Below are 25,870 nucleotides of genomic sequence, written 5' to 3'. Positions count from 1 at the left end.
CTTCAAGTATAATCCGGGGGATCTGATGAACCACTAGTCAAACTTATAATTCTGAATATAAACAATTTTTTAAATGTTAAATCTACTATATCATTTCCGGTAGTGATAATATTTTAACTGTACATAACTTGGAGGTACTAACATGAAAAAAATTTTGACAATCGGTTTAGGAATGCTCTCACTTAGTTTAATCCTAGTAACCACACCAGTTACCGCAAATGCAAAGGTCTATTCAACATTGCCCAAGGCCCTTCGGGGAAATTGGAAGCGCCACCGCAGCTGGGTATATATTCATGGTAGTTTTGCTTACGAAAATGCCGATATTTATCATGGAGCCAAACACAGCTTTTGGACGGGAAGAACTCAACAGGATACATGCCCTGAAAAGGTGCGATATGTCGTAAGTAAAGGACATGGAATTTATAAGGTCCACACAACAACAGACATGGGCGGCATTCACTATCACATTGATACTTTTAAAAGAACTAAAAATACGCTTAGAATAAAGGGTTATATAACCTTCACTAGCCACCATAAGGCTATCGAATAGACAACAATCATATTTTCAAATTAATTTGTCACTAATCGGATCACATTTCTCTGCTTTATTGATAACATTTTAATTATTCCATTTACTTAAATAAATACAATTACAAAACGCACCTTCACTTTGTCCACACCCGAAGACGTTAAAAGCTGAGTACATATTCCGTGGGAGGAAATAATGAAAAATAGTAAAGTCTTTGCGGCTGCTTTAGCAGTGGCCTCTTTTGGGACGGTCACCGGTCTCTCTCAAATTGCTTCCGCATCTACTACCACGCCACACAGTATGCGTGGATACTACATTGGTGATAATCATCTTCTATGGTTAACGAAGCATACGCTACACGAGGGAGCTCCACAGGCCGACGTTTATTCATACCATATCAGGAGTATTTCAAAGAGTGGCAAAACATATCGATTCCACACTACCTTTACTCTAGGAGATACTATTTATCCCACTTTGAAGTTAAAAAAGGTGGGATACCATAAAATTCGTTTAGTCGGAATGGCAACCGTCCATAAAGTTACTAAATCCCACTATTACCGATACGCTAACGGCGGCTATTGATTCATAGAGGTAGATTATGAAAAAACATAAATTATTAATATTTACACTTATAGTGTTCTCATTTAGTGGTGTTACTACAATTAGTAAAACTGCACAAGCTAGTGCTCCATTTTGGAGATATGGTCATTGGGTTACCATGACTCGTGATGTAAAAATCTTAAAAATTAAAAATGTTGTGCCTAGAGCATACAGTTACTCAGTAGCAACCTATACAGCGCCTAAGGGAAGCCATTACAAATTGGAGAATTGGGGAACTGATTTTTCATGGGTTCTACAATCAGGACGTTTCAATTCCAATAGTTACTACACCTACGTAGTGAGCGCTAAGGGATCTAATTGGTTTAAAGTTGGTACACACAATACTAAAAAGTATAATTCCTTCCATGGATACCGTATCGAGGCACGGAAAAATATCTACACCGAGAACACAAACTATGATAAAAAATATCACTCGACGCTATCTGACTACCGTCCCACTCAAAAATCTAAAGTTATTTTTGAATATGGCAGTCATTTAATCCCTACAAGACACGAATGGGATTGGATTCATCATGATTACTTGACCGAATACCGGTACAAAAACGGTTCTTGGCACAAAATTTCAACTGAATACGTTGGTGACTAATACTAATAACTTCAGTCTGGTGACTTATCTCGGTCCAATTAGAGAACAAAAGATTATCAAAGGCCATGCCATCTTTGACTCAAATAGAGAATTCAGAGTTATACAAGTTTGAATTAGGAAGGAACTTTATTTTTCCCACAAGCTTCCGTGGGAAGAATGTGGGAGAATAGATAAAAAGATCCGGATTCTGATGGTAAGTTACCATCAGAATCCGGATCTTAACATTAATACAATAGTGTTTCTTATTTCGTTTCGTCCTCGTCCGTCTTCAAAACTGCCATGAAGGCTTCTTGCGGAATATCCACGCGGCCCACGGCCTTCATGCGTTTCTTCCCGGCTTTCTGTTTCTCCAACAGCTTCATCCGCCGCGTACGGTCCCCACCATACAGGTGCGCCGTGACGTCCTTCCGGTAGGCCTTGATGGTCGTTCGCGCGATGATTTTCGCCCCAATGGCCGCCTGAATCGGAATTTCGAAGTTTTGCCGTGGAATGATGCCCTTCAAACGACTGGCGATTTCTCGACCCCGTTGCGCCGCGAACGTGCGGTGCGCGATAAAGCTCAACGCATCGACCTTGTCGCCGTTTAGCAGTAAGTCAATCTTAACCAGGTCACTTTCCTGATACCCGTTCATTTCGTAGTCCAGAGAGGCGTAACCCCGCGTACTGGACTTCAACTTATCGAAAAAGTCGAAAATGATTTCGGATAACGGCATGTTGTAGATGATGTTGACCCGGTAATCGTCCAGGTATTCCATGGTCAAGAATTGGCCCCGCCGGTGTTGGCAGAGTTCCATGACCGCCCCCACGTACTCGTTAGGTGCCATGATGGTCGCCTTCACGATGGGTTCCTCAATCTTCTTGATGGCCGAGGCTTCCGGCATTTCCGCCGGGTTTTCGACCTCTTTCATGGTCCCATCGGTCAAATAAGCGTGGTACGTCACGGACGGCGCCGTGGTGATCAGGTCGAGGTTAAACTCCCGTTCCAACCGTTCCTGCACCACATCCATGTGCAACATGCCCAAGAAGCCACATCGAAACCCGAAGCCCAAGGCCTGCGAGGATTCTGGTTCAAATTCCAGCGCCGCATCGTTGAGCTTCAATTTCTCCAAGGCTTCCCGTAAATCGTTTAGCTTGGCGTTGTCCGTGGGGTACAACCCGGCGTAGACCATCGGGTTCATTTCCCGGTAACCCGGTAACGCCTTAGCCGCCGGGTCTTCCGCGTTGGTCACGGTATCCCCGACTCGGGTCTCCGTAATGTCCTTGATGCTGGCCGTGATGTAACCCACGTCACCGGCAATCAGGTAATCGCGGCTGAGCGGATTGGGCGAGTTGACGCCCACCTCAGTCACTTCGTATTCGGTCTCACTGTTCATCATCCGAATCTTGTCACCCGGTTGGACGGTCCCGTCATAGACCCGCACACTTAACACGACCCCGCGGTAATCATCGTAAACCGAATCGAAAACCAACGCCTTTAACGGCGCGTCCAGGTCGCCACTCGGCGCCGGAACCTTGGCCACGATTTGTTCCAAGAGGTCTTCGATGCCGATGCCCTGCTTGGCACTGGCCAAGACGGCGTCGGACGCATCTAACCCGATCACGTCTTCGATTTCTTTTTTGACCTTGTCCGGGTCCGCCGATGGTAAATCAATCTTATTGATGACCGGCACGATTTCTAGGTTGTCGTCTAACGCCAGATACACGTTGGCGAGCGTCTGGGCTTCGACCCCTTGGGCGGCGTCCACCACCAAAACGGCGCCTTCACAGGCCGCTAAACTCCGGGAGACCTCGTAGGAGAAGTCCACGTGTCCCGGGGTGTCAATCAGGTGAAACTCGTAGTCGTGCCCGTCTTTGGCGTGGTAAGTCAATTCGACCGCGTTTAATTTAATCGTAATGCCCCGTTCGCGTTCCAGGTCCATGTTATCCAGGATCTGATCCTGCATATCGCGCTTCGAGACCGTATCCGTCATTTCCAGAATCCGGTCCGCCAGGGTCGATTTCCCGTGGTCGATGTGGGCCACGATGGAAAAGTTCCGAATGTATTTTTGATGTTGCTTTAATTTTTCCAGGTCCATTTATTTTCCTACTTTCCTAAACACCATATCTCGATAATTATACCAACCCTGGTCGGGAAGTACAAACGCCGCGCCCGAGACAGCAAAAGAGAGTCTGGCCACCGCCAAACTCTCTTCACGTTACTTCGTCGTCGCTTCGTAAGCCGCTAACTGCGTTGGATCCAGTTGCTGCCACTTCTGCGAGTAGAATTTATCATTAATCCGATACTTCGGTTGTGCCTGGGTCTTAGTTAAGAACGGATCAACCTTTTGGTCAACCGCTAACCAGCCCCGCCAACCCAAGTGAATGGTATCCGTCATGAAGTACGGCACGTTGCCCTTACTGCTGAGGTCACAAATGTTGTTAAACCCTTGTGACTGCAGTTGGTAACGAATCTTTTGGTCGAACTGCCGCAGCATTTTCTGCGACAAGCCCGTGTACTTCGCCCACCGGTCGTTAACCGGCGGAATGATGAACATCACGTTGGTGTTCAAACGCGCAAACTGATCAAGGACTAACTGGAAGTCGCCAAATTCCGGCGACTGCGTGTAACTTAAGTTCCGTTGGAAGCCTTGCAACTTACCGGTCTTCAGTTCTTGCTTCAGACCTTGGTTGTAGAAGGTATCACTAATCCGGAACCGGTTATTCCCCGTCTGTTCCTGACCAATCTGACCGGCTAGTTTATCCAGCTTGGCATAAGAATATTGAGTGGGTAACTTCTTTGCTTGCTGGTTAACCTTGTTCCAATTCTGCGATGGGAGGTTGATTCCGGAGAAGAATTGATCTTCTTGCGTCAGCATGTTCATCTTCGTCCGCAGATAGAAGCGTTGATAATCGGTCAACGACTTCCCGGAGGCCACGCGTTGCAGCGCCGCATAGATGAAGTGATCAGACTTGGCAACCGGCATCTGTAACAGCCGTTGCGCCGCGTACTGGTCAATCGCATCGTGGCGGTAATGGGATAACCATTCTGCCGTCTGCAGTTGAGAATAGTAGAAGGCAAAAGCATCCTTCCGGGTCCCGTCCTTCACAAACCATTGCGGAGAAACCACGAAGACCGCTTTCTTGTTACGCAATTCGCCCTGAATGTTTTGCATGACGAAGAATTGCGTTAACGATTGCGTCCCCCGCGCCCCCAAGAGAAATGGACGGTAATCCCGATGATACTTTTGGGCTAGAACCGAGGGGTGCATGGGATCAATTCGGGACCATTCGGAAGACCCGAAGAACGGGACATAGTTTTCCTTTAAGGCCGCTTCCTTGATGCGTTTCCCCTTTAAAACGTTGGGTGATAACGAAACGGCAGCTTGTCGTTCCTCACCCGCACTGACGTGTTTAAAACCGAAAGTCACCGGTGATACTAAAATCGCAAGAACCAGAATCGCCGCGAGAATTAACGGACCAAAGATCCGTAGCAGTCGCTTCGCCATTGATTAAGCCAGACTTTCGACTTTCTTAACGATCTTGTTGGGCGTGTCCCACTCTGACCGCTCAAATTCGGAAACTGGCACGCTAACGCCCAGTTGGCTTTGTAATTGCAATAAGAGTTGCACGGAACCCATGGAGTCTAATAACCCGCTATCGAACAGGTTATCGTCCATGGCACCACTAACATCGTTCCCCGTTAAATCTGATAAGATTGACAAAACAGTTTCTTTTACATCCATGATAATTTCCCCCTAAATGAAATTGAATACTCCATATTTTTATTATTTGGTAAACCAGAGTGTATTTAAGAATCCTGAGAAGATCAGGAAACTAAAGCAGACCAAGTTCGCCGTTAAGAAAATGGCAAACAGCTGCGTAAAGCGGTTGTGCGGCACACTTTGCCGGTGCTTCTTCTTGTAGCGTAGCCAGGCATCGTTGATGACCAGCGCTACCCCGTGGAAGAGCCCGTAGGTGATGTAGTACCACGTGACCCCGTGCCAGAATCCCATGACCAACATGTTAATAATGTAGGTCACGTTGGCCGTGGTCCGTGGACTCTTGAACACCCGGTGCTTCATGAACCAGAAGACCAACCGCATATAGATGAAGTCCCGGAACCAGAAGGACAAGGTAATGTGCCACCGGTTCCAGAAGTCCTTGATGTTCGGCGAACGCCAAGGTTGCTTGAAGTTCATCGGCGTCGCGATCCCCATCAGATACGAGGTCCCGACGGCAAACAAACTGTACCCGGCGAAGTCAAAGAACAAATCGGCACTGTACGCATACATGTACCCCAGTACCGGCCACGACAGGTCCATAAACCCACCGCGAGAATGCATTGCCATGACCTGCAGTTTCGGCATCAGAATGGACCCGAAGTAGTACGCCAATAAGAACTTGTACAGGAAGCCCACGAAGATGTAACGGACCCCTTTTTGCACCATCCCCAGATAGGTCGCCCGGTCCGGCACCGACCGGTAATCCTTTTCGAAGCGCCGGTAACGGTCAATTGGCCCGGATGAAATGGTGGGGAAGAAGAGCATAAATTGCAAGAACGTCATGACTTGGTAATCCTTTAACGTGCCATCCCGCGTTTCCATCATGGTCTGGACCGCTCTAAACGTCAGGTAACTGATTCCTAAGAACCCAATTAACGACGCTTGGCCGTTTTCCACGGCCGGCGTGACCTTGACCACGGTCAGCGGCAGGATCGCCAGGATCACCATCAGGTAGAAGACTGGTCCCGAATTCTTTTGTTTACGGTAAACGGCGTACCCCCAGGTCAACATCACTTCATACAAAATGTAGATAATCAGGGCAATTCCCTGCGTCCACTTCGGTCCCCCAAAGGTCAAGACCAGAAAGAAGATTGAAATCAACGTTTCGTATAGTCGTGAGCGTTTGCCGTATAACAAGCCGATCATCAATGGCAACAGGGCCACCCCTAGTAAGGCGAAGTAAGTGGGGTTCCCGTATGGTTCAAATGACAGCATTACTGATTAACCTCGGCAATAATAGATTTAATGTCAACCTTGCCGTTGGGGGTCATCGGTAAGCTTTCTTTGTAGACGAACCGTTGTGGAATCATGTATTCCATCATGTCGCCACCCTGCAGATTTTCCTTGATGGCCTTGGTCAACGCCAAGCCACTCAACTCTTGAGCGGCCGGAACGACCCAGGCGACCAACTGGCTAACCTTGTGGTCGCGGTTATACTTCGGTACCGCGACCCCCACTTGGATGTGTTCTTCTTGGGACAGGTAGTGGTTCACCTCTTCCAATTCGATTCGGTAGCCGTGGAGCTTGATTTGAAAGTCCGTTCGCCCACGGTACATAATCAAGCCGTTTTCCAGTTGTACCCCTAAGTCACCCGCGCGGTAAACTTGTTGGCCGTGCCAGGTGATAAACGCCTTAGCCGTCTTTTCGGGGTTGTTCAGGTAACCCTTCGACATCGACGGACCACTGATCAGGATCTCGCCTTCCGTACCGGCGGGCACCTCGTTGAGTTGGTCGTCCACGACCTTAATGGTGGTGTCGTCCTTGGCGTACCCAATCGGTAACCGCGGATAATCGGCGAGGATTTGACCCGTGATTTCGACTTGGGTGACCGCCACCGTGGTTTCCGTCGGGCCGTAAGTGTTAAAGATTCGCGCTTGCGGGAACCGTTGATGCAGGGCCTGCGCCGTGGCGTGGGTTAACTCTTCACCACAGAACAGGAACCGTTGCAGGTCCGGATAGTGTGCGGCGTCAAACGTCGGTTCCAGTAAGCAGATATCCATGAATGACGGGGTGGAGACCCAGACGTTCAAGTTCATCTGCGGTAACGTTTCAAACAGTTCCTTAAAGTTATCCGTCACCTTTTTCGGCAACGCCACCAGCGTCCCGCCACCCGCTAAGGTCGGTCCCCAGTCCATCACGGACAGGTCAAACGAGTATGGGGCTTGGGACAAGGTCCGTGGTCGCTGTGGCAGGTCGAAATCGTCACTCAGCATCCAATTCACGTAACTTAATAAGTTGGTGTGTGAAATTTGGACCCCTTTAGGCTTCCCCGTGGTCCCGGACGTGAAGATGATGTAGTAGGTCTCATCCCCACTGACCGCGTGATCCACGCGGTAGTCCGTTACGGGTTTTTCAAAAATCGTTTGTAAATTGTCTGGCGTGATTACCGCGGTACCCGGTAGGTCGGTCGGTAAGGCCGCTACCGCGATGGCGGCTGCCGGATGGGCAATGTCGTTAATCGTGGTAATCCGTTCTAGTGGTGAGTGGGTATCAATCGGCGCGTAGGCGTGCCCACTCTTGACGATGCCCAGAAACGTCGCCATCATGTTAAAAGTTTGACCCCCGTAGACTAAGATGGGGGCTTCACGTGGTAATTGCATGGCGTCCAAATGCGCCGCCAAAGCATCGGAATACTGTTTCAATTCCCCGTACGTGTTCGTGTGACCCAAATCATCGTAAACCAGTCGATCTGGATCTTGTGTTGCAATTCGGTCGATTGTCGTGATCATGTTCTCAATCAATCTTTATCCCCCCAAAGAATTCAATTTTCAATTACTCCGTTTAAAACTCATTATAGATAAATGTCGTACTGTTCAGGCCACTATAGCCGTACAAATAAACTAACGCCATTAAAATCGCAAAGTAGAAAACGGTCCAGCCAATGAAGGCGACCACTGGCTGATGCCAAATTGCCAGCCACTTTGTGCGCATGAGTTTTCACCCCCAAATTTCCCGACTTAACATTCCTAACGTCCCCGTAGTCGGTGTCGATCAAATACGTCGCTCTTGGTTCTCCCGAGAAGCAAGAGGCGCGCAGGCAATCCCGAAGTTTCCGGTCATTGCTTATAGTCTGAGGTTATCATTGCCAAAACCGGATTGCAAATAACACCGCTCAACCTTAATAGTTTCTTTTCATTTTGGAATCTTTAGTTAATTGAGTGACCAAAAAAAGGCTACTGAACACTTTCAGTAGCCTTGACTGGTTAAAACCCACACCAGTCCCTGTCTCAATTACTATTTATTCGTTGAATTTGTCGCGCATCTTGTCAAACAAGTTGCCCTTGCCGGTGCCGGAGACGTTCTCGCCACTGGCCTTAGCGAAGGCCCGTAAGGCGTCCCGTTGCCCCTTGTTCAGGTTCTTCGGGGTCACGACCTTCACGGTGACGTGTTCGTCCCCGTTGCCGTTACCACGCAACCGTGGCGCCCCCTTGCCCCGTAACCGGAACGTGGTGCCGCCCTGCGTGCCGGCGGGCACCTTCAACTTGACGTCGCCGTGGACGGTCTTGACCTGAACGTCGTCACCCAAGGCTGCTTGAATGAACGAAATTGGTTGGTCAAAGTAAATTTCGGTGCCATCGCGCCGGAAGTCCTTGCTAGGCGTGACTTGGAAGATGATGAAGAGATCCCCGTAGCCACCACCATTGGTGCCGGACTCACCTTGACCCTGCAACCGCATTTGTTGGCCGTCGTCCACCCCAGCGGGAATGGTGACTTCCACTTCGTGCCGTTGTTCTTCGTGACCCGACCCACCACAGGTTGGGCACTTTTCCTTGATTTCTTGACCCGTTCCGTGACAAACCGGGCAAGGCTGTTGACTTTGCATCCGGCCTAACGGCGTGTTGGTGACCGTAGTCACGTAACCGGAACCACCACATTGGTGACAGGTGACCGGTGAGGTGCCGGGTTTGGCCCCGTTGCCCCCACAGGTGTGACATTGTGCCTCACGGGTGTAGGTGATCTTGGTCTTCTTCCCAAAGATGGCTTCTTCAAAGGTCAAGTTCATCTGGTACTGCAGGTCCCGACCCGGCCGTGGGGCGTTCGGGTTCCGTTGACCGCCTCCACCAAAGAATTGGTTGAAGATGTCGTCGAAACCGCCACCGCCGCCGAAGCCGCCGCCACCAAAACCGCCAGCTTGACCGCCGCCAAAGCCACCGAAGCCGCCTTGCGCACCGTCTGCTGACCCGTATTGGTCGTAGTTTTGCCGTTTTTGCTTATCGCCCAAGACGTCGTAAGCGTCCTGGACTTCCTTGAACTTTTCCGCCGCATCAGGGGCCTTATTAAGGTCTGGGTGATACTTCTTGGATAATTTCCGGTAGGCCTTCTTGATTTCGTCTTGACTGGCGTCCTTAGAGACACCAAGTACACCATATAAGTCCTTTTGCGCCATCGTTTTCCTCCCAATCAAATCCCGATATTAAAAAACTACTAGTAAGAATAGCATACCTCGAAACAAAAAGCCAAAGCCCCGCGGACTCTGACTTTTTGCCCTAACTTATTCTCAAAGTTGGCTTGGCTTACTTGTTATCGTCATCGTGAACCTCGTGGAAGTCCCCGTCAACGGTATTGTCATCCTTACCACCGTTGTTCGTGTCGTTGCCTTGAGTCCCTTGGGCCCCAGCAGCACCGGCCGCACCAGCGGCTCCGTTAGCGCCACCTTGAGCGTTTTGGGCTTGTTGGTATAACTTCACGGAGAGGTCTTGGATAATCTTAGTTAAGTCATCCTTCTTGGTCTTCATATCGTCCAGGTTGTTGGCTTCTTGGGCCTTCTTTAAAGCATCCCGTGCGTCTTCAGCCTTCTTGATTTCGTCGTCGGAAACCTTGCCCTTAACTTCCTTTAAGGTCTTGTCGGTCTGGAAGAGGAGTTGGTCGACTTCGTTCTTGGTGTCGACTTCTTCCTTCCGTTGCTTATCGGCCGCTTCGTTTTCCTTGGCTTCCTTCATCATCTTTTCGATTTCGTCGTCGGACAGACCGTCGGAACTCTTGATGGTGATCTTTTGTTCCTTGTTGGTCCCCATGTCCTTAGCCGAAACGTTGACGATCCCGTTCTTATCGATATCGAAGGTCACTTGGATTTGAGGAACCCCACGTGGTGCGGCTGGGATGTCCGTCAGTTGGAAGTTCCCCAACGTCTTGTTGTCAGCAGCCATTGGCCGTTCACCTTGTAAGACGTGGATATCAACGGCGGGTTGGTTATCGGCCGCCGTGGAGAAGACTTGCGACTTGCTCGTTGGAATGGTCGTGTTGCGATCAATCAACTTGGTGAAGACGCCACCCATGGTTTCAATCCCTAAGGACAATGGGGTGACATCCAACAAGACAACGTCCTTCACGTCACCGGTGATGACCCCACCTTGAACGGCGGCCCCTAAGGCCACGGCTTCGTCCGGGTTGATGGAGTGACTTGGTTCCTTACCGGTCCACTTTTGAACGGCTTCTTGCACGGCTGGAATCCGGGTGGACCCACCGTTTAAGATGACCACGTCAACGTCGGAGGCTTGTAAATCGGCATCCTTCAAGGCGTTTTCCACTGGAATCCGCGTCTTTTCAACCAAGTCAGCGGTCAATTCGTTGAACTTAGCCCGGGATAAGGACTTTTCCAAGTGCAATGGACCGTTGGCACCGGCGGAAATAAATGGCAAGCTGATGGACGCTTCGGTAACCCCGGAGAGGTCCTTCTTAGCCTTTTCAGCCGCATCCTTCAACCGTTGTAAGGCCATCTTGTCCTTAGACAAGTCAACACCGTTTTCTTCCTTGAAGCCGGCGATCAACCAGTCCATGATCTTTTGGTCAAAGTCATCCCCACCTAAATGGGTATCCCCGTTAGTGGACAGAACGTCAAAGACGCCGTCCCCTAAGTCCAGGATGGAAACATCAAACGTCCCACCACCTAAGTCGTAGACCATGATCTTTTCGTCTTTATCTTGCTTGTCCAAGCCGTAAGCTAAGGCCGCAGCGGTTGGTTCGTTGATGATCCGCTTAACGTCCAAGCCCGCGATCTTCCCAGCATCCTTCGTGGCTTGCCGTTGGGCATCGTTGAAGTAGGCTGGCACCGTGATAACGGCTTGAGAAACCGTATCGCCAATGTAGTCTTCAGCAAACGACTTCAAGTGTTGCAAAATCATCGCGGAGATTTGTTCTGGCGTGTAGTCCTTGCCGTCAACGCTGACCTTGTAGCCGGCTTCACCCATGTGACTCTTAATGGATGAAATCGTGTTCGGGTTGGTAATGGCTTGACGCTTGGCCACTTCACCAACTTGGGTTTCCCCGTCCTTAAAGGCCACAACGGATGGCGTCGTCCGGGCACCTTCCTTGTTGGCAATAATCTTTGGTGTACTACCTTCCAAAACGGCAACGGCGGAGTTCGTCGTCCCTAAGTCAATCCCAATAATTTTGTTGCTTGCCATCAAAAATTCCCTCTTTTATTGTTAGATTTTTTTAGTTATTGTGCCACAACGACCATGGCTGGCCGTAACACCCGGTCCTTTAATTGGTACCCCTTTTGGAGCACCTGAACCACCGTTTCAGCCGGTTGGTCATCGCTGGCCGGAACCGTCTGTACGGCCTGGTGTAAGGTCGGGTCAAACTTTTGACCCAACGCCGCCACTTCGGTCACGTGGTTGCGCTTTAAGGCGTCTTCCAAGTGATCGTAGGTCATCTGAACACCCTTCTTCAGACCCGCTGCCGCCTCGTCCTTGGCTTCAACGGCCAGGGCCCGTTCGAGGTTATCGATCACCGGTAAGATGTCCTTCGCCAGTTGTTGACCGTCGTACTTGATCAACGTAGCTTGTTCCTTTTGGAACCGGGTTTGCATGTTTTGAATCTCGGCTTCGGCCCGAAGGTACTTGTCCTCCATGGCAGAAGACTTCTGCTTCAATTCCGCTAACTCGGCTGCTTGTGGATCCGGCTTAGTGGCCTGCTTTTCAGCCTTAGTGGTTGGTTGTTCGGCGGCGTTCGACGCTTGGGTCTTCCCGTCCGCTGGTTGATCTGGTGTTGCCTGCTGAGCTTGTTTGGCTTCAGTAGATTCTGGTTGCTTATCAGCCACGAATGAACCCCTTCCTTTCTGTTACTCGTCGTAATAACGATAATAATCGAGTAGTTTTTTCGCGAGCTCTTCCCGAAACGCGCCAACTAGCCCCAACATCCGCGAATACGGCATCCGCGTGGGGCCTAAAATGGCGATCATTCCGCGACCGTGCTGATTAACGTCGTAGGTTGCCGTAATCAAACTATAATTACGCAACGCGTCGTTAGTCATTTCGTTACCAATCTGCACGGAAATGTTATCCCGTGGCTGACCCAAGACGTTGGCGATGTCATCCGTCTTATCGATCAACGAATACAACGCCTTTAAGGAATCAACGTCACTGTCTTGCGAGAAGTTCAACAGGTTCAACCGACCGCCGACGTAGAAGCGCTCCTGCGCCGCTCTGGTCAAGACATCGCCAAAGATGTCCAAGAACCCTTGGGGGCTTTGCAGGTAGTGCGTGATTTTGGCGGGAATATCGGTCCGTAACTTCTGTAAGACTTCTGGTAAGGTCAACCCGACTAACTGATCGTTAATCAAGCGAACGACGGCTTCCAGTTGCTCACCCGTCACCGCTTCGGTCACATCAAACGTTTGATTCTCCACGTCCCCACTATCGGTCACCAGAATCGCCATGACCTGCCGGTGGCCCAAGGGGACCAACCGAAAACCGCTTAAGCGGCTGTCCTTTAACTCTGGCTTTAAGGTAAAGGCCGTGTAGCTGGTTAGATTCGATAAAATGGTGGCCGATTGCGAGATAATCTCGTCAATCTTATGGAAGTCCCCGCCCAATGACGATTGGATCATATTTAAGTCGTTGGGCCGCAACGGGTCCGGCTTAACCAAATGGTCCACGTAATAGCGATAACCTTCCACGGACGGAATCCGCCCGGAAGACGAATGGGTCTTGCGAATCAACCCCTGGTCTTCGAGTGCCGCCATTTCGTTACGAATCGTCGCCGAACTGACGTGGATGGGTAACTGCTTAGCTAGTGCCTTGGACCCCACCGGAACACCACTGTTGGTGAAATCACGGACAACGGCTCGCAGAATCATCATCTGTCTTTCTGACAGCATCACAATCACCCCTTTTTTAGCACTCAATCTTTCAAGTGCTAAGACACATATATAATGTAGCAAAATCGCGTTTTTAAGTCAAGAAATCCAGCAAGAAATTTAGCAATCTCTTTAGTTAAGTGCTAATTTCGCCGGTTGACCCGCACAAATCGGTCGCATACTGCCAAGTTTAACCCGTTCTCAGCTCAGTAGACCGTTAGTTTAGCACAGCAAAATGGCCAACCCTAATCATTTATCAGGGTTGACCCACTTCGCTATTCGTGGCGGGCAACTTGCGCAAAGTACGCGCGCGTCTCCGCCTCATCTTGGTTTAATTGCGCCACTAGCCCGGCCGCGTCGGCAAATTTTACCTCGCCCCGCAACCGGTGGTGCCACTCGACGGCCACGGATTCACCGTAAAGGTTGCCGTGAAAGTCCAGTAAATTCATTTCCACCGTGATCGGTCGGTTGTCCCCGAAGGTCACGTTGCGCCCGACCGAGACCATCCCGGGATACCAGATGGCCCCGACCTTCAACCGGGCCGTGTACACGCCGATTCCCGGAATCCATTGATTCTCCGGGACCAGGACGTTAGCCGTCGGGTACCCGATGGTCCGGCCGCGCGCTTCCCCGTGGACCACTAAGCCGGTGGTGCGATAGGTGTAGCCTAACAGTTGGTTCACCAGGTCAATGTCGCCGGCCGTTAGCGCTGCTCGAATCCGGGACGAACTGACCTTCCCGTTCGCCAGCGTTTCGGCCGGGACCGTTTCCACGTCAAAGCGCCCCTGGGCGTATTCGGGCAGGCGCGCCATGGTCGCCACGTCCTTGGGGCCGTAAGTGTGGTCAAAGCCCGCGACCGCCACGACCGTGTGAAACGGGACCAGGTAGTGGTCGACGAACTCCTGGGGCGTCTGGGCCGCAAATTCACCGGTATAGTTCACCCAGAAGACCCGGTCGACCCCCAGCCGTTCTAGCTGGCGTAACTTCCGGGGTTCCGGACTCAGATACTTCCGGTCGTCGTTCGTCAGCGCCCGGTAAACTAACGCCGGATGGTGATCGTACGTTAGCACGGCTAACTTGACGCCCCGCTTTTGGGCCAGCACCTTCGCCCGGTTGATCACGGCTTGGTGCCCCAAATGGACCCCGTCAAAGAACCCCATGGCTAAGACCACCGGATCTGCGGGAATCTTCCGGGGATCCAGGGGATGATGTATTCGAATAACTTCCATAAACGGCTGTTCTCTCCTTCGCTTTAATCCACCGCGAACATTTTTAGCGGTTTATACTGTTGTTTTTCTGTCGACCATTGATACAGACACTTGGTCTCGCCTTGGTAGCTCAGCGCTACCGTGGCCACGGTATTGGGGTCCACACTGAGCTCCGCGGGGCTTAAAAACACCCCGTTTTTAACCAGACCCCAGAGCTTCTCGGACAACGCTACGTGCGGGTAATCCTGCAGGGCGTAGTCGATGGGCCGCAAGACCGTCGTCAGGTCGTCGTCGGCCATCGCCGCGGCCACTTGGTCTAACGTCACGGCTTGATCTAGGGTGAAGCCCCCGCTCTTCAAGCGGGTCAACGAGGCCATCACGGCCGGCACCTGCAACTGACGTCCCAGGTCGACCGCCAAGGTGCGAACGTAGGTGCCCTTCGAACAACTGACCTCAAAATCAATCGTCTGGGTCCCCGTGGCCGCGTCGAAACTCCCCGCGTCCTTTAACGTAAAGGCCGTCACCGTAATGGTCCGAGTGGGCCGTTCTACGGTCTCACCCGCCCGGGCGTACTCGTAAAGTTTCCGGCCGTGAACCTTGACCGCCGAGTACATGGGGGGCGTCTGTTGAATCGTTCCGGTAAGGTGCGCCGCGGCGGCCTGTAACTCGGCCGCCGTAAACGGCCGGGTGAGGGCCTGCCGGGCCACCTCGTCGCCGTCCAGGTCCTCGGTGGTGGTCGCAAAGCCCAGTGTTACCTGGCCCCGGTAGACCTTTCCCGACGCCATCAGGTACGGCACGACCTTGGTCGCCGACCCGATGCAAATGGGTAAGACGCCGTCCACGCCGGGATCTAATGTCCCGCTATGGCCGACCTTCTTGGTATGCAAAATGTGGCGGAGCTTGGCGACACAGTCAAAACTCGTGAGGCCCCGTTCCTTGTACAGGGGGATAATTCCGTTCACTTCTAGTCCTCCATTTCAAAAAAGGACGCTGATCTGTGCTGATCAGCGTCCTCACGCTCTTAACGACCGCGTTTAGGCGTGGTCTTGGTGGTGGAGATCATTTAACAGTTCATCGATCCGGCTACCGTATTGCACCGACTTATCCTGTTCGAAGAAGAGTTCCGGTGTCTTGTAGATACTCAACCGTGACCCTAGTTCGGACCGAATCAGTCCCGTGGCCTTCTTCAAGCCCTGGGCCGTCTTTTCGGCGGACGAGGCTTTGTCCGATAAAATGCTGTAATAAATCGTGGCTTCTTGCAAGTCACCCGTAACTTCCACACCCGTAACGGTAACGCCTTCGACGCGGGGGTCGCGGACCCGTTTTAACAGGATGTCCGTGACTTCACGCTGGATCTCTTGTTCTAAGCGACCAACTCGATATTGTGCCATTAACGTTGTGCCTCCGTTCTTTATTTAACCGGAACTTCTTTCATGACGTAAGCTTCGATCACATCATCGACCTTAATGTCGTTGTAGTTTTCGATGGTTAACCCGAGTTCAAAGCCTTGCTTAACTTCCTTAGCGTCGTCCTTGAACCGCTTCAAGCTACCCAACTTACCTTCATAAATCACGACACCGTCTCTAATCAAGCGGACGTCACTGTCGGACGTAATCTTTCCGTCAGTGACCATCCCACCGGCAATCGTGCCGACCTTAGAGGCGTGGTAAATTTGCCGAATTTCAACTTGCCCGATCACTTGTTCTTCGTAGACCGGTTCCAGCATCCCCTTCATCGCCGCTTCGATTTCATCGATGGCGTTGTAGATGACGTTGTGCAGGCGAATGTCGACCTTATCGCTATCGGCTTGCGACCGTGCCTGTGGCGTTGGCCGCACGTTGAACCCGATAATGATGGCATTTGAGGCTTCCGCTAAGGTCACATCACTTTCGTTAATGGCCCCCACGGCGGAGTGGATGATGTTGACCCGGACACCGGAAACATCAATCTTTTGCAAACTCCCGACTAAGGCTTCGACGGAACCTTGGACGTCGGCCTTAATGATCACGTCGACTTCCTTCATTTCGCCTTCCTTTAAGGAATCGAACAGGTTGTCCAGCGTGACGTGGCTGGTGTTTTGCCGTTCCTTTACTAAGGCATCCTTCGCCCGTTCTTCACCGGCAGCCCGCGCCGTCTTTTCGTCGTTGAAGACCACGAAGCGGTCCCCGGCTTCTGGCACGTCGCTTAACCCGGTGATTTCCACTGGCGTCGATGGCACGGCATCCTTGATGGCCCGACCACGTTCGTTGGTCATGGTCCGGACCCGGCCAAAGGTATTGCCGACCACGATTGGATCCCCGACGTGTAAGGTCCCTTGTTGAACCAGCAGGGTGGCTACGGAGCCCTTCCCTTGGTCCAACCGGGCTTCGATCACGGAACCGGCCCCGTTTTGATCCGGGTTCGCCTTTAATTCCATCACGTCCGCTTGTAAGAGGATCATGTCGAGTAATTCGTCGATGTTCTTGCCAAACTTCGCCGAGATGTTGACGAAGATGGTGTCGCCACCCCAGTCTTCTGGAATCAATTCGTATTCCGTCAATTGTTCCATGACGTGGTTCGGGTTAGCCCCTGGCTTATCGATCTTGTTGACCGCCACGATGATCGGCGTACCGGCTGCCTTGGCATGGTGAATGGCTTCGATGGTTTGCGGCATGACCCCATCGTCGGCCGCTACGACCAAGATGGTAATGTCGGTGATTTCCGCCCCACGGGCCCGCATTTCGGTAAAGGCCGCGTGTCCTGGCGTATCCAAGAAGGTGATCAACTTGTCATTGTAGTGGACTTGGTACGCCCCAATGGCCTGCGTGATCCCCCCAGCTTCTCCCGCCGTAATGTGGGAGTGCCGTAAGTGGTCCAGTAACGTGGTCTTCCCGTGGTCAACGTGCCCCATGATGGTCACAACGGGTGCCCGCGTGACTTGATGGTCCGTGTTGGCCATTTCAGCATCGAAGAACTTGTCGATATCGGAAACGTCCACTTGGACCTTTTCCTTCGCTTCAATGCCGTAATCGGAAGCCAGGATTTCGATGGTGTCCTTATCCAGGGATTGGTTCTGGTTGACCATCACACCCAACATGAAGAGCTTCTTGACGATTTCGGCCGAAGACCGGTGTAATAATTTCGCCAAGTCTTGGGCGTTCATCCCGTCGCTGTAGAGCAAAACATCTGGTAACGCCTTGTTCTTCCGTTCTGGGGCACCCTTATGTTGGTTCACATCTTTAATCCGTTGGTTCTTCTTGTAACGGTTATTGTTATTGTTGCGCCGACGATTGTTCCGGTTATTGCGGTTATTCCGCCCGCCACGGCTGTTGTTCCCGCCACGGCGTCCATTATTATTTGTATTATTATTCAAGCTTCCACCAAATCTGCCGGTACCGGAGTTAGACGTCCCGTGTTGCTTTCCGGTCTGGCCGTTATTTTTATTGTGTTGCTGACCCGTTGCTGGCCGCGTCTTCTGCTGAGCAGAATGGTTGGCCGCTGGGGCTGCTGGGGACTGACGACGGTCCGTAGACCGCGGTGACTGTGCTGCGTGTGACGAATGACCTGCTGACTGAGCAGCATGCTGCCGCGGTTGCGCTGCCGTTTGCCGAGCGGCTGACCGCGGCTTAGGTGCCGGCTTCTGCTGAGCCTTAGGCCGAAAAGCAGCCCGTAATTGACGTTCTTCGTTCTCGCCGAGCGTTGACATATGGTTTTTTACCGGAAAGCCCTTTTCCTCAGCTGTCGCGATAAGTTGTTTACTGGAGACATTAATTTCTTTGGCAAGTTCATAAATGCGCTTTTTCCCCATATCATCACTCTCCTTAATAAATCCGATCACGAGAACGTCACGGATTAGTCAGCAAGTAATTGTTGTAACTTCCGGACAAATCCCGGATCGGTGATGGCAAGGACCGTGCGCGCCGACCCGATGGCCGTGCTCAACTGGTCCTTCGTAAACGTTTCATTTAAGGCCACGTGATAACTGGTGGTTTTATCGCGGAACTGCTTTTGACTGCTGGCCCCCGCATCACTCGCGAGTAAGACCAACTTCGCCGAACCGTCCCTGACCGCCGCTAACACGAAGGTTTCGCCGGTAATCAATTTACCGGCGCGCCGTACTAGGCCCAATAATTGTAGCGCTCGCTGGGAATTAGTCATGGTCGAAAAGTTCCCGCCGCGCCTGTTGATGATCCACGTAAGCGATCAAATCGTCGTAAAATTGGTCGTCGATCTTCACGCCAAACACGTGATCAAAGGTCCGTTCCTTCTTGGCCCGTTTCGCCACGTCGACGTCTAAACTAATGTAGGCGCCCCGACCGGATTGTTTCCCCGTCGGATCAAGACTGACTTCTTGGGCTTGATTACGAACCACGCGAACCAGTTGTTTCTTGGGTGCCATTTCTCCCGTAACGATGTCTTTACGCATCGGGATCTTTCGTTGTTTCATGGCTCCAAAACCTCCTTTAGCCGTGGCCTATGCCGTTGGTTGATCGTCGTCCGGCGTGTCGTCCACGGATGCGTCTGCCGCGTCGTCTTGGTCAGCGGCAGTTGGAGCATCGTCACTCGTATCCGGCGTTGTGTCGGTCGACTCATCCGCGTCAGCTGACTCTGCTGGCGTGTCCGCGGCTGGTGCTTCGTTTTGTTCCGCTTCCATTATAGCAGATGCTTCGGATTCTGATTTAATATCAATCTTGTAGCCCGTTAACTTTGCGGCTAACCGCGCGTTTTGGCCCCGTTTCCCGATGGCCAAGGACAATTGATAATCCGGCACGACGACTTCACAAGCCCGTTCGTTGTTGGGGTCAAAAATGACGTCCAACACTTCGGCGGGGTTCAACGCGTTGGCAATGAACTTAGCTTCGTCGTCGGTCCATTCCACGATGTCCATGTTTTCGCCACCCAGTTCGTTGACGATGGTTTGGACTCGTTGGCCCCGCGGACCCACACTGGTCCCCACGGGGTCGATGTCGGGGTTGTTCGACCGTACGGCAACCTTGGCCCGGTCACCGGCTTCACGGGCGATGGCCATGATTTCCACGGTCCCGTCATAAATTTCGGGAACTTCTTGTTCGAACAAGCGCTTCAAGAGATCCGAAGCCGTCCGGCTGACAAAGACCTGTGGCCCCTTGGTAGCATTTTCCACCCGGGTCACGTAAACCTTGATCCGGTCGTGAATGCGGTAGGTTTCGTTTGGCATCTGGTCCTGCCGCCCCATCACGGCTTCGACCTTCCCTAAGTTCACGTAAACGAAGCGGGAATCCTGCCGTTCGACTTCCCCGGTCACGATTTCGTTTTCGTATTGGCTGTATTGGTCGTAAATGATGTTCCGTTCGGCTTCCCGAACCCGTTGCATGATGACCTGCTTAGCCGTTTGGGCGGCGATTCGGCCAAAGTTTTTGGGCGTGACTTCAAACTTGATGTCGTCACCGAGTTCGTAGCCCTTGTTGATGGCCAAAGCGTCGTCTAAGCTGACTTCCAGCCGAGAATCGTACACCTGGTCCACCACTTTTTTCACGGCGAACACGTGAATGTCACCCTTGCGTTGGTCAAAGTTGACTTCAACGTTTTGGGCTTGGTCGTAGTTGCGCTTGTAGGCCGAAACCAAGGCGGCTTCGAGGGCTTCAATCACAACTTCTTTTTTGATACCCTTTTCCGTTTCGAGGACGTCTAAGGCGCCCAGTAATTCTTTACTCATGTTGTCTTTCGCTCCTTAACTTTAGAACTTGATGGCTAACCGCGCTTGAGCAATGGCCGAGCGGGGAATTTCGAAGGTCTTAAAACGCCCCTTCAGGTTCACCTTCAAGTCCAACTGTTCAGCGGTCAACTTTTCCAACGTGCCTTCGTACACCTTACTCTGACCAATCTTTTGGTAAAGGGACACGTGAATGTACTGGCCCACGGCCTTTTCGAAGTCTTCCGGCTTCTTCAGTGGCCGTTCGGCACCGGGGGAAGACACTTCTAAGAAGTAGGCTTGCGGAATCGGATCAGGATCCAAAGCGTCTAATTGTTCGGACAACTCATCGCTGACCAACGCACACTCTTCAATGTTGATTCCACCAGGCTTGTCAATATAGACGCGCAGGTACCAACCCTTACCTTCCTTTACGAATTCCACATCGACCAGTTCGAATTGGTGACGGGCCATGATCGGTTGGACCAAGTTCGTCACGGTCTCGACAACTGTACTCAACTATATTCCGCCTCCTATATTTATCCATTAAAAAGAGTGAGCATGGCTGCTCACTCATTTAAAAACGAGTTTAATTACATTCTTAACTTTACTACAACTGCGCCGTAATTGCAACTTACTCGCAGGTTGCCAGCACAATGATGAAGCCCGCAATGGTAATAAATTCAAAAACCAGGAAATTTAACTGAGCCAACTCGAGTCGCCGTAACCCCAACACCTTGATCAAGGTGAGCAGAAAGGCGATGAAAAAGTATGCAATCACCAGGGCTAAAAATGGCGTCGCGACGACACTTGCCATCAGGCCACAGAACACGTACCCTAACGCAATCAAGCAATACCCCGCGAAGAACAACCAGCCGTCTGGTAACCGAACGAATTGTCGTAACATGGGAAGCACCCGCTTTCGTGATTGTCTGTGATTAAGTACTTAATTTCCTCAATCTCAGTATAGCACGTTTAACGGATTTTGTAAGCGCTTCCTATGGGGTAAATCCCGCAAATCGGGGGTTACATCAGATCATCGAACAAACTCAGTTGATTTTCGTCGGGCAAGCCGTTCAACACACCGTTTTCGGTCATGAAGTCGATCAGCGTCTTTGAGACCTTCCCCCGCTTGGCCAGATCTTCCTTAGAGATAAACGGTCGGTCGTTTCGGGCGGCGACGATTTGCTTCGCCACGTTCAAGCCCAGCCCGGGAGCCGCTCTAAACGGCGCAATCAGCGTATTACCGTCGATGATCCAGTCGGCCGCATCGGACTTTTCCAGGTCAATCATCTTAAAGTCATAGCCCCGTTCCAACATTTCGTTGGCCAGTTCCAAGACCGTTAACAGGTTCTTGTCCTTAGCCGAGGCGTCCATTCCCTGGTCGTTGATGGCTTTCATCGCGGCCTTAACCGCCGTCTTCCCCTGCGCCATGGCCACGACGTCGAAATCGTCGGCCCGCACGGAGAAGTAAGCGGCGTAGTAAATGATTGGGAAGTAGACCTTGAAGTACGCGACCCGCAAGGCCATCAGGACGTAAGCCGCCGCGTGGGCCCGGGGGAACATGTACTTGATCTTTAAACAAGAGTCGATGTACCACTGGGGCACGTTGGTCTCGCGCATCTTATCCTGCCACTCGTCCTTGATTCCCCGGCCGTGCCGCACCTGTTCCATGATTTGGAACGAGGTTTCGGAATCCAGGCCGTAGTTGATCAAGTCGGTCATGATGTTATCCCGACACCCAATCACGTTGGCGATGGTGGCGGTCCCGTTCTTAATCAATTCGTCGGCGTTGCCTAACCACACGTCGGTCCCGTGAGACAGTCCGGAAATTTGAAGCAACTGGGAGTAGTTTTGCGGGTGGGTCTGTTCGAGCATCCCCCGCACGAAGCGGGTCCCGAATTCGGGCACGCCCAACGTCCCGGTCTTGGACTGAATCTGTTCCGGCGTAACGCCCAGCGAGTCGGTCCCGGAGAACAACTTCATGACGCCCGGATCGTCCATCGGAATGGTGGTCGGGTCGACCCCGGACAAATCTTGGAGCGTCCGGATCATGGTCGGGTCATCGTGACCCAGGATATCGATTTTTAAAATGTTATCGTGGATCGAATGGAAATCAAAGTGGGTGGTTTGCCAAGCGGCGTTCTGGTCGTCGGCCGGATACTGGATCGGCGTAAAGTCGTAGATGTCCATGTAGTCCGGCACAACGATGATCCCCGCCGGGTGTTGGCCGGTGGTTCGCTTGACCCCGGTCGCGCCCTTGGCTAACCGGTCGATCTCGGCGCCCCGAAAGGTCTGCTCGGTATCCCGTTCGTAGGCCTTGACGTACCCGTAAGCCGTCTTGTCGGCCACGGTCCCGATCGTTCCGGCCCGGTACACGTTCTTCTCGCCGAACAACACCTTGGTGTAGTTGTGGGCAATCGGTTGGTAGTCCCCGGAGAAGTTCAAATCGATATCGGGCACCTTGTTTCCCTTGAACCCTAAGAAGGTTTCAAACGGAATGTTATGCCCGTCGCCGATCATCAACGTGCCACATTGCGGACACTTCTTTTCGGGTAAATCGTAACCAGAACTGTATTCCCCTTTGGTGTAGAAATGTGAGTACTGACAGTTCGGGCAGCGGTAGTGCGGCGGTAAGGGATTGACCTCGGTGATTCCGGTCAGAGTCGCCACCACACTGGACCCAACGGACCCCCGGGACCCAACTAAGTACCCATCCTTGTTGGACTTGGCTACCAGCCGTTGGGCGATCAAGTAAATCACGGAGAACCCGTTACCGATAATTGATTTCAGTTCCCGGTCGACCCGGTGTTGAACCAGTTCGGGCAACGGATCACCGTACCACGCGTGCGCGGTCGCCATGGTCCGTTCGCGAATTTCGTCTTCGGCCCCTTCCATCCGCGGCGTATAGAGCTTGTCCTTCAACGGATGGATCTCGTCAATCTCGTCGGCAATCTTGTGAGTGTTGGTGACCACGATCTCCTGGGCCGTCTCCGGTCCCAGAAAGGCAAACTGGTCTAACATCTCGTTAGTGGTCAGGAACGGGACGGGCGGCAATTCCTGCCGGTTCAGCGGGTTCGCGCCCCCCTGCGAATGGATCAAAATCTTGCGGTAAATGGCATCGTTGGGATTGAGGTAGTGCACGTCCCCGGTCGCCACGACCGGTTTATTCAGGTCATGCCCCAAATCCACGATGTTCTTGATGATTTCGTGTAAGTGTTCCTCGTCGGCGATCAAGCCCGAGTCCAGCAGCGGCTGGTAGGCTTGCGGCGGTTGGACTTCCAGGTAGTCGTAGTACTTGGCCTTGGCCTCGGCTTCGACCTTCCCCTTTTGCATCATCGCGGTAAAGACTTCCCCCGACGAACAGGCGGAGCCCACGATCAGGCCCTCCCGATACTCCTCTAAGACGCTGCGGGGCACCCGGGGTACCCGGTAGAAGTACTTCACGTTGGATTCGGACACCAGCTTAAACATGTTCTTTAACCCGGCTTGGGTCTGCGCCAGGATAATCGCGTGATTCGGCCGGGCGTGCTTATAGGCGTCGTTATCGGTCATGTGATCGTTCAACTGGTCGTGGAACTGCACGTGGTAGCGCTCCTCGGCGTCCTTTAAGAACAGATAATTCAAATGACCGGTCGATTCGGCATCGTAGACGGCCCGGTGATGGTGTTCCAGGCTGACGTGGAAGCGCTTGGCTAACGTGTTCAACCGGTAGCTCTTCAGCGTCGGGTACAGCCACCGTGCCAGCGTCAGGGTATCGATGATCGGGTTGGCGATCTCGTCCATGCCATGGCGCTGATAACCGGTGTTCATGAAGCCCACGTCAAACGTGACGTTGTGCCCCACGATGATGGCGTCGCCGCAGAACTCACGGAAGGCCTTGAAGACCTCCTCTTCACTCTTGGACCCGGCCACCATGTCATCGGTGATGCTGGTCAGGTTCGTGGTCTGTTCGGATAACGGGAAGCCGGGATCGATAAATTCCTCGAATTGGTCGATCACGTTCTTGTGTTCCATCTTGACCGCGGACAGTTCGATCACCTTATCGTAGATGGCCGACAGTCCGGTGGTTTCCACGTCAAAGACCACGTAGGTCGCACCGTCTAGGGGCACGTGCGCACTGTTGTAGCCAATCGGCACACCGTCGTCCACCAGGTTGGCTTCGACCCCGTAAAGCATCTTCACACCGGCCTTGGCCCCCGCGTTAAAGGCCGCGGGAAAGCCCTGGACGTCGGCGTGGTCCGTGATGGCTAACGCCGGCATGCCCCATTTCTTGGCCTGGGACACAAAGTCGCCGATCGGGTTAGTCGCGTCCATCTGACTCATGGTGGTGTGCAGGTGAAGTTCGACCCGTTTCTGGTCGGCCGGCGCCGTATCCTGGCGGGTGGCGTGCTTGACCTGGTTGATATCGTAGGCGTTGAGGGCCAGATCACGCATGAAGCTGTCTTCCTGGACGCTCCCACGGACCTTGACCCAACTGCCCTCTTCTACCCCGGCAAACTGGGCCTCGTCTTCGGCTCCCCGGGAGAATTTCTTGACCACGATGGAGGACGTGTAATCGGTGATCTTTAAGGTCAGCAGTTGCCGGCCCGACCGGAGCTTCCGAATTTCCTTGTCGAAAACGTACCCTTCGACCACGACCGAACGCTCCTCTTGGGTGATGTCGACCATCCGGGTGATCGGTTGGTCACCCTTGATGGTCTTCCCAATCTGGGTCGGCCCGCTAGCGGGTTGGACCTCGCCACTGGCCTGTTGGCTTTGGCGCTTCTGGTTGGCCTTTTCGATCGCCGCGGCGGCCTGTTGCGCGAGCTGCGCGTCGGTCTTTTCCCGTTGCGCCTTAAATTCGTCGATCTTGGCCTGCGACTTAGATTCGTCGACCATGACCTGAATGTTGAACTTCGGGAACCCGGCCTGCCGGTAAGCGTCCTCCAACGGGCCTAAGGCCTGATTTTGCAAGAAGTCCTTAATGACTTCGTTTTGCGCGTACAGCAATACCCGTTGGTCGGTATCGAGTTCCGGCACCTGTGATTGCCGTAATTCTTGGACCAGGTTGTTGGTCAGCCCACTATTCTGGACCACCCACAACCAGTAATCCCCTAACAGGCGGTTCGTCAGTTCCGGTTGCGTGGTCTGAAACGACGCCGAAACCGTGGCAATCTCGTGAAAAGCTAACTGTAAGTGTTGCTGGAAGGTGGCAAACGTTTGATACGGTAGGATCTTCGGCAATTGGAGCTGGAAATGCCACCGGCGCGATTGTTCGTGTACGGTCAACCGTTCGAGGGTGGCCGTCTTAAAATTCTCTTGGTCAGCGAGTTGGCTGAGATCTAACTGTTGTAACAGCTTTTCAAATAAGCTATGACGATCTTCGTCCACGAGGAATCCCCTTTCTCATCTACTTCTCGTCGAAAAAAGACCAGCCCCAAGCGCTGGTCTTT

The 25,870-nt window shown here is 52.3% G+C and carries 23 protein-coding genes; 3 read left to right on the top strand and 20 right to left on the bottom strand.

Translation table 11 applies throughout. The features are described 5' to 3' along the window. The first annotated feature begins 142 nt into the window (after positions 1 to 142). From FD38_RS02240 to FD38_RS12725, 3 genes are all read left to right on the top strand, one after another. Positions 143 to 550, top strand: coding sequence for a hypothetical protein (locus FD38_RS02240; protein WP_057730760.1), 408 nt, complete (start codon positions 143 to 145; stop codon positions 548 to 550). Positions 551 to 724: 174 nt separating this feature from the next. Beyond that, a complete protein-coding gene (locus FD38_RS12730; protein WP_147007805.1) occupies positions 725 to 1,111 on the top strand; it encodes a hypothetical protein in 387 nt (128 codons plus the stop codon). Positions 1,112 to 1,127: 16 nt separating this feature from the next. Continuing rightward, positions 1,128 to 1,736 carry a hypothetical protein gene (locus FD38_RS12725; RefSeq protein WP_147007806.1) on the top strand — a complete coding sequence of 203 codons (609 nt, stop codon included), beginning with the start codon at positions 1,128 to 1,130 and terminating at the stop codon, positions 1,734 to 1,736. Between the two features lie 242 nt (positions 1,737 to 1,978). Here the strand turns inward: FD38_RS12725 and lepA are convergent, their stop codons facing one another. The 20 genes from lepA to FD38_RS02140 form a co-directional block, all read right to left on the bottom strand. After that, complete coding sequence (gene lepA / locus FD38_RS02235) at positions 1,979 to 3,811, bottom strand: translation elongation factor 4 (RefSeq protein WP_057730757.1); 1,833 nt, start codon at positions 3,809 to 3,811, stop codon at positions 1,979 to 1,981. A 120-nt stretch (positions 3,812 to 3,931) separates the two neighbouring features. Continuing rightward, the gene (gene dltD / locus FD38_RS02230; protein ID WP_057730755.1) at positions 3,932 to 5,221 is read right to left on the bottom strand and encodes a D-alanyl-lipoteichoic acid biosynthesis protein DltD; all 1,290 of its coding nucleotides are present in this window, start codon (positions 5,219 to 5,221) and stop codon (positions 3,932 to 3,934) included. Between the two features lie 3 nt (positions 5,222 to 5,224). Next, positions 5,225 to 5,458 carry a D-alanine--poly(phosphoribitol) ligase subunit DltC gene (gene dltC / locus FD38_RS02225; protein ID WP_057730754.1) on the bottom strand — a complete coding sequence of 78 codons (234 nt, stop codon included), beginning with the start codon at positions 5,456 to 5,458 and terminating at the stop codon, positions 5,225 to 5,227. Positions 5,459 to 5,500: 42 nt separating this feature from the next. Continuing rightward, positions 5,501 to 6,712, bottom strand: a complete 1,212-nt coding sequence (dltB, locus tag FD38_RS02220) for a D-alanyl-lipoteichoic acid biosynthesis protein DltB (RefSeq protein ID WP_057730752.1) — start codon at positions 6,710 to 6,712, stop codon at positions 5,501 to 5,503. After that, a complete protein-coding gene (dltA, locus tag FD38_RS02215) occupies positions 6,712 to 8,238 on the bottom strand; it encodes a D-alanine--poly(phosphoribitol) ligase subunit DltA (protein WP_057730751.1) in 1,527 nt (508 codons plus the stop codon). The genes dltB and dltA overlap by 1 nt, the downstream gene beginning before the upstream one ends. Before the next feature lie 40 nt (positions 8,239 to 8,278). Continuing rightward, positions 8,279 to 8,428 carry a teichoic acid D-Ala incorporation-associated protein DltX gene (locus tag FD38_RS02210; RefSeq protein ID WP_057730749.1) on the bottom strand — a complete coding sequence of 50 codons (150 nt, stop codon included), beginning with the start codon at positions 8,426 to 8,428 and terminating at the stop codon, positions 8,279 to 8,281. 307 nt (positions 8,429 to 8,735) lie between these two features. Beyond that, a complete protein-coding gene (gene dnaJ, locus FD38_RS02205; protein ID WP_057730747.1) occupies positions 8,736 to 9,884 on the bottom strand; it encodes a molecular chaperone DnaJ in 1,149 nt (382 codons plus the stop codon). A 127-nt stretch (positions 9,885 to 10,011) separates the two neighbouring features. After that, positions 10,012 to 11,901 carry a molecular chaperone DnaK gene (dnaK, locus tag FD38_RS02200; protein ID WP_057730745.1) on the bottom strand — a complete coding sequence of 630 codons (1,890 nt, stop codon included), beginning with the start codon at positions 11,899 to 11,901 and terminating at the stop codon, positions 10,012 to 10,014. Between the two features lie 35 nt (positions 11,902 to 11,936). Continuing rightward, positions 11,937 to 12,539, bottom strand: coding sequence for a nucleotide exchange factor GrpE (grpE, locus tag FD38_RS02195; protein WP_057730743.1), 603 nt, complete (start codon positions 12,537 to 12,539; stop codon positions 11,937 to 11,939). Between the two features lie 21 nt (positions 12,540 to 12,560). Beyond that, on the bottom strand, positions 12,561 to 13,598 hold the full coding sequence (gene hrcA / locus FD38_RS02190) for a heat-inducible transcriptional repressor HrcA (RefSeq protein ID WP_057730742.1): 1,038 nt from the start codon (positions 13,596 to 13,598) through the stop codon (positions 12,561 to 12,563). 254 nt (positions 13,599 to 13,852) lie between these two features. Further along, on the bottom strand, positions 13,853 to 14,806 hold the full coding sequence (gene ribF / locus FD38_RS02185) for a riboflavin biosynthesis protein RibF (protein ID WP_057730740.1): 954 nt from the start codon (positions 14,804 to 14,806) through the stop codon (positions 13,853 to 13,855). A 23-nt stretch (positions 14,807 to 14,829) separates the two neighbouring features. After that, complete coding sequence (gene truB / locus FD38_RS02180) at positions 14,830 to 15,747, bottom strand: tRNA pseudouridine(55) synthase TruB (RefSeq protein ID WP_057730738.1); 918 nt, start codon at positions 15,745 to 15,747, stop codon at positions 14,830 to 14,832. A gap of 72 nt (positions 15,748 to 15,819) precedes the next feature. After that, positions 15,820 to 16,176 carry a 30S ribosome-binding factor RbfA gene (gene rbfA / locus FD38_RS02175; RefSeq protein WP_057730736.1) on the bottom strand — a complete coding sequence of 119 codons (357 nt, stop codon included), beginning with the start codon at positions 16,174 to 16,176 and terminating at the stop codon, positions 15,820 to 15,822. A 20-nt stretch (positions 16,177 to 16,196) separates the two neighbouring features. Continuing rightward, the gene (gene infB / locus FD38_RS02170; RefSeq protein WP_057730734.1) at positions 16,197 to 18,572 is read right to left on the bottom strand and encodes a translation initiation factor IF-2; all 2,376 of its coding nucleotides are present in this window, start codon (positions 18,570 to 18,572) and stop codon (positions 16,197 to 16,199) included. Between the two features lie 44 nt (positions 18,573 to 18,616). Next, positions 18,617 to 18,922 carry a L7Ae/L30e/S12e/Gadd45 family ribosomal protein gene (locus FD38_RS02165; protein WP_057730732.1) on the bottom strand — a complete coding sequence of 102 codons (306 nt, stop codon included), beginning with the start codon at positions 18,920 to 18,922 and terminating at the stop codon, positions 18,617 to 18,619. After that, positions 18,915 to 19,211, bottom strand: a complete 297-nt coding sequence (gene rnpM, locus FD38_RS02160) for an RNase P modulator RnpM (protein WP_057730730.1) — start codon at positions 19,209 to 19,211, stop codon at positions 18,915 to 18,917. Before rnpM ends, FD38_RS02165 begins: the two co-directional genes overlap by 8 nt. A gap of 27 nt (positions 19,212 to 19,238) precedes the next feature. Next, positions 19,239 to 20,459 carry a transcription termination factor NusA gene (nusA, locus tag FD38_RS02155; protein WP_057730728.1) on the bottom strand — a complete coding sequence of 407 codons (1,221 nt, stop codon included), beginning with the start codon at positions 20,457 to 20,459 and terminating at the stop codon, positions 19,239 to 19,241. Positions 20,460 to 20,480: 21 nt separating this feature from the next. Beyond that, positions 20,481 to 20,954 (bottom strand): ribosome maturation factor RimP, encoded by a 474-nt coding sequence (gene rimP, locus FD38_RS02150; protein ID WP_057730726.1) that lies wholly within the window; start codon positions 20,952 to 20,954, stop codon positions 20,481 to 20,483. 115 nt (positions 20,955 to 21,069) lie between these two features. Beyond that, positions 21,070 to 21,342 carry a hypothetical protein gene (locus FD38_RS02145; protein ID WP_057730724.1) on the bottom strand — a complete coding sequence of 91 codons (273 nt, stop codon included), beginning with the start codon at positions 21,340 to 21,342 and terminating at the stop codon, positions 21,070 to 21,072. A gap of 119 nt (positions 21,343 to 21,461) precedes the next feature. Continuing rightward, positions 21,462 to 25,808 (bottom strand): PolC-type DNA polymerase III, encoded by a 4,347-nt coding sequence (locus FD38_RS02140; protein ID WP_057730722.1) that lies wholly within the window; start codon positions 25,806 to 25,808, stop codon positions 21,462 to 21,464. Positions 25,809 to 25,870 lie beyond the last annotated feature (62 nt).

The organism is Levilactobacillus zymae DSM 19395 (assembly GCF_001434115.1).
Classification (GTDB): domain Bacteria; phylum Bacillota; class Bacilli; order Lactobacillales; family Lactobacillaceae; genus Levilactobacillus; species Levilactobacillus zymae.
This window is presented reverse-complemented; position numbering and strand designations above follow the sequence as displayed.

Coding starts and splice junctions, on each gene's coding strand:
- FD38_RS02240 (WP_057730760.1), top strand. CDS start 143: ATGAAAAAAATTTTGACAATCGGTTTAGGAATGCTCTCACTTAGTTTA.
- FD38_RS12730 (WP_147007805.1), top strand. CDS start 725: ATGAAAAATAGTAAAGTCTTTGCGGCTGCTTTAGCAGTGGCCTCTTTT.
- FD38_RS12725 (WP_147007806.1), top strand. CDS start 1,128: ATGAAAAAACATAAATTATTAATATTTACACTTATAGTGTTCTCATTT.
- lepA (WP_057730757.1), bottom strand. CDS start 3,811: ATGGACCTGGAAAAATTAAAGCAACATCAAAAATACATTCGGAACTTT.
- dltD (WP_057730755.1), bottom strand. CDS start 5,221: ATGGCGAAGCGACTGCTACGGATCTTTGGTCCGTTAATTCTCGCGGCG.
- dltC (WP_057730754.1), bottom strand. CDS start 5,458: ATGGATGTAAAAGAAACTGTTTTGTCAATCTTATCAGATTTAACGGGG.
- dltB (WP_057730752.1), bottom strand. CDS start 6,712: ATGCTGTCATTTGAACCATACGGGAACCCCACTTACTTCGCCTTACTA.
- FD38_RS02210 (WP_057730749.1), bottom strand. CDS start 8,428: ATGCGCACAAAGTGGCTGGCAATTTGGCATCAGCCAGTGGTCGCCTTC.
- dnaJ (WP_057730747.1), bottom strand. CDS start 9,884: ATGGCGCAAAAGGACTTATATGGTGTACTTGGTGTCTCTAAGGACGCC.
- dnaK (WP_057730745.1), bottom strand. CDS start 11,901: ATGGCAAGCAACAAAATTATTGGGATTGACTTAGGGACGACGAACTCC.
- hrcA (WP_057730742.1), bottom strand. CDS start 13,598: ATGCTGTCAGAAAGACAGATGATGATTCTGCGAGCCGTTGTCCGTGAT.
- ribF (WP_057730740.1), bottom strand. CDS start 14,806: ATGGAAGTTATTCGAATACATCATCCCCTGGATCCCCGGAAGATTCCC.
- rbfA (WP_057730736.1), bottom strand. CDS start 16,176: ATGGCACAATATCGAGTTGGTCGCTTAGAACAAGAGATCCAGCGTGAA.
- infB (WP_057730734.1), bottom strand. CDS start 18,572: ATGGGGAAAAAGCGCATTTATGAACTTGCCAAAGAAATTAATGTCTCC.
- FD38_RS02165 (WP_057730732.1), bottom strand. CDS start 18,922: ATGACTAATTCCCAGCGAGCGCTACAATTATTGGGCCTAGTACGGCGC.
- rnpM (WP_057730730.1), bottom strand. CDS start 19,211: ATGAAACAACGAAAGATCCCGATGCGTAAAGACATCGTTACGGGAGAA.
- nusA (WP_057730728.1), bottom strand. CDS start 20,459: ATGAGTAAAGAATTACTGGGCGCCTTAGACGTCCTCGAAACGGAAAAG.
- FD38_RS02145 (WP_057730724.1), bottom strand. CDS start 21,342: ATGTTACGACAATTCGTTCGGTTACCAGACGGCTGGTTGTTCTTCGCG.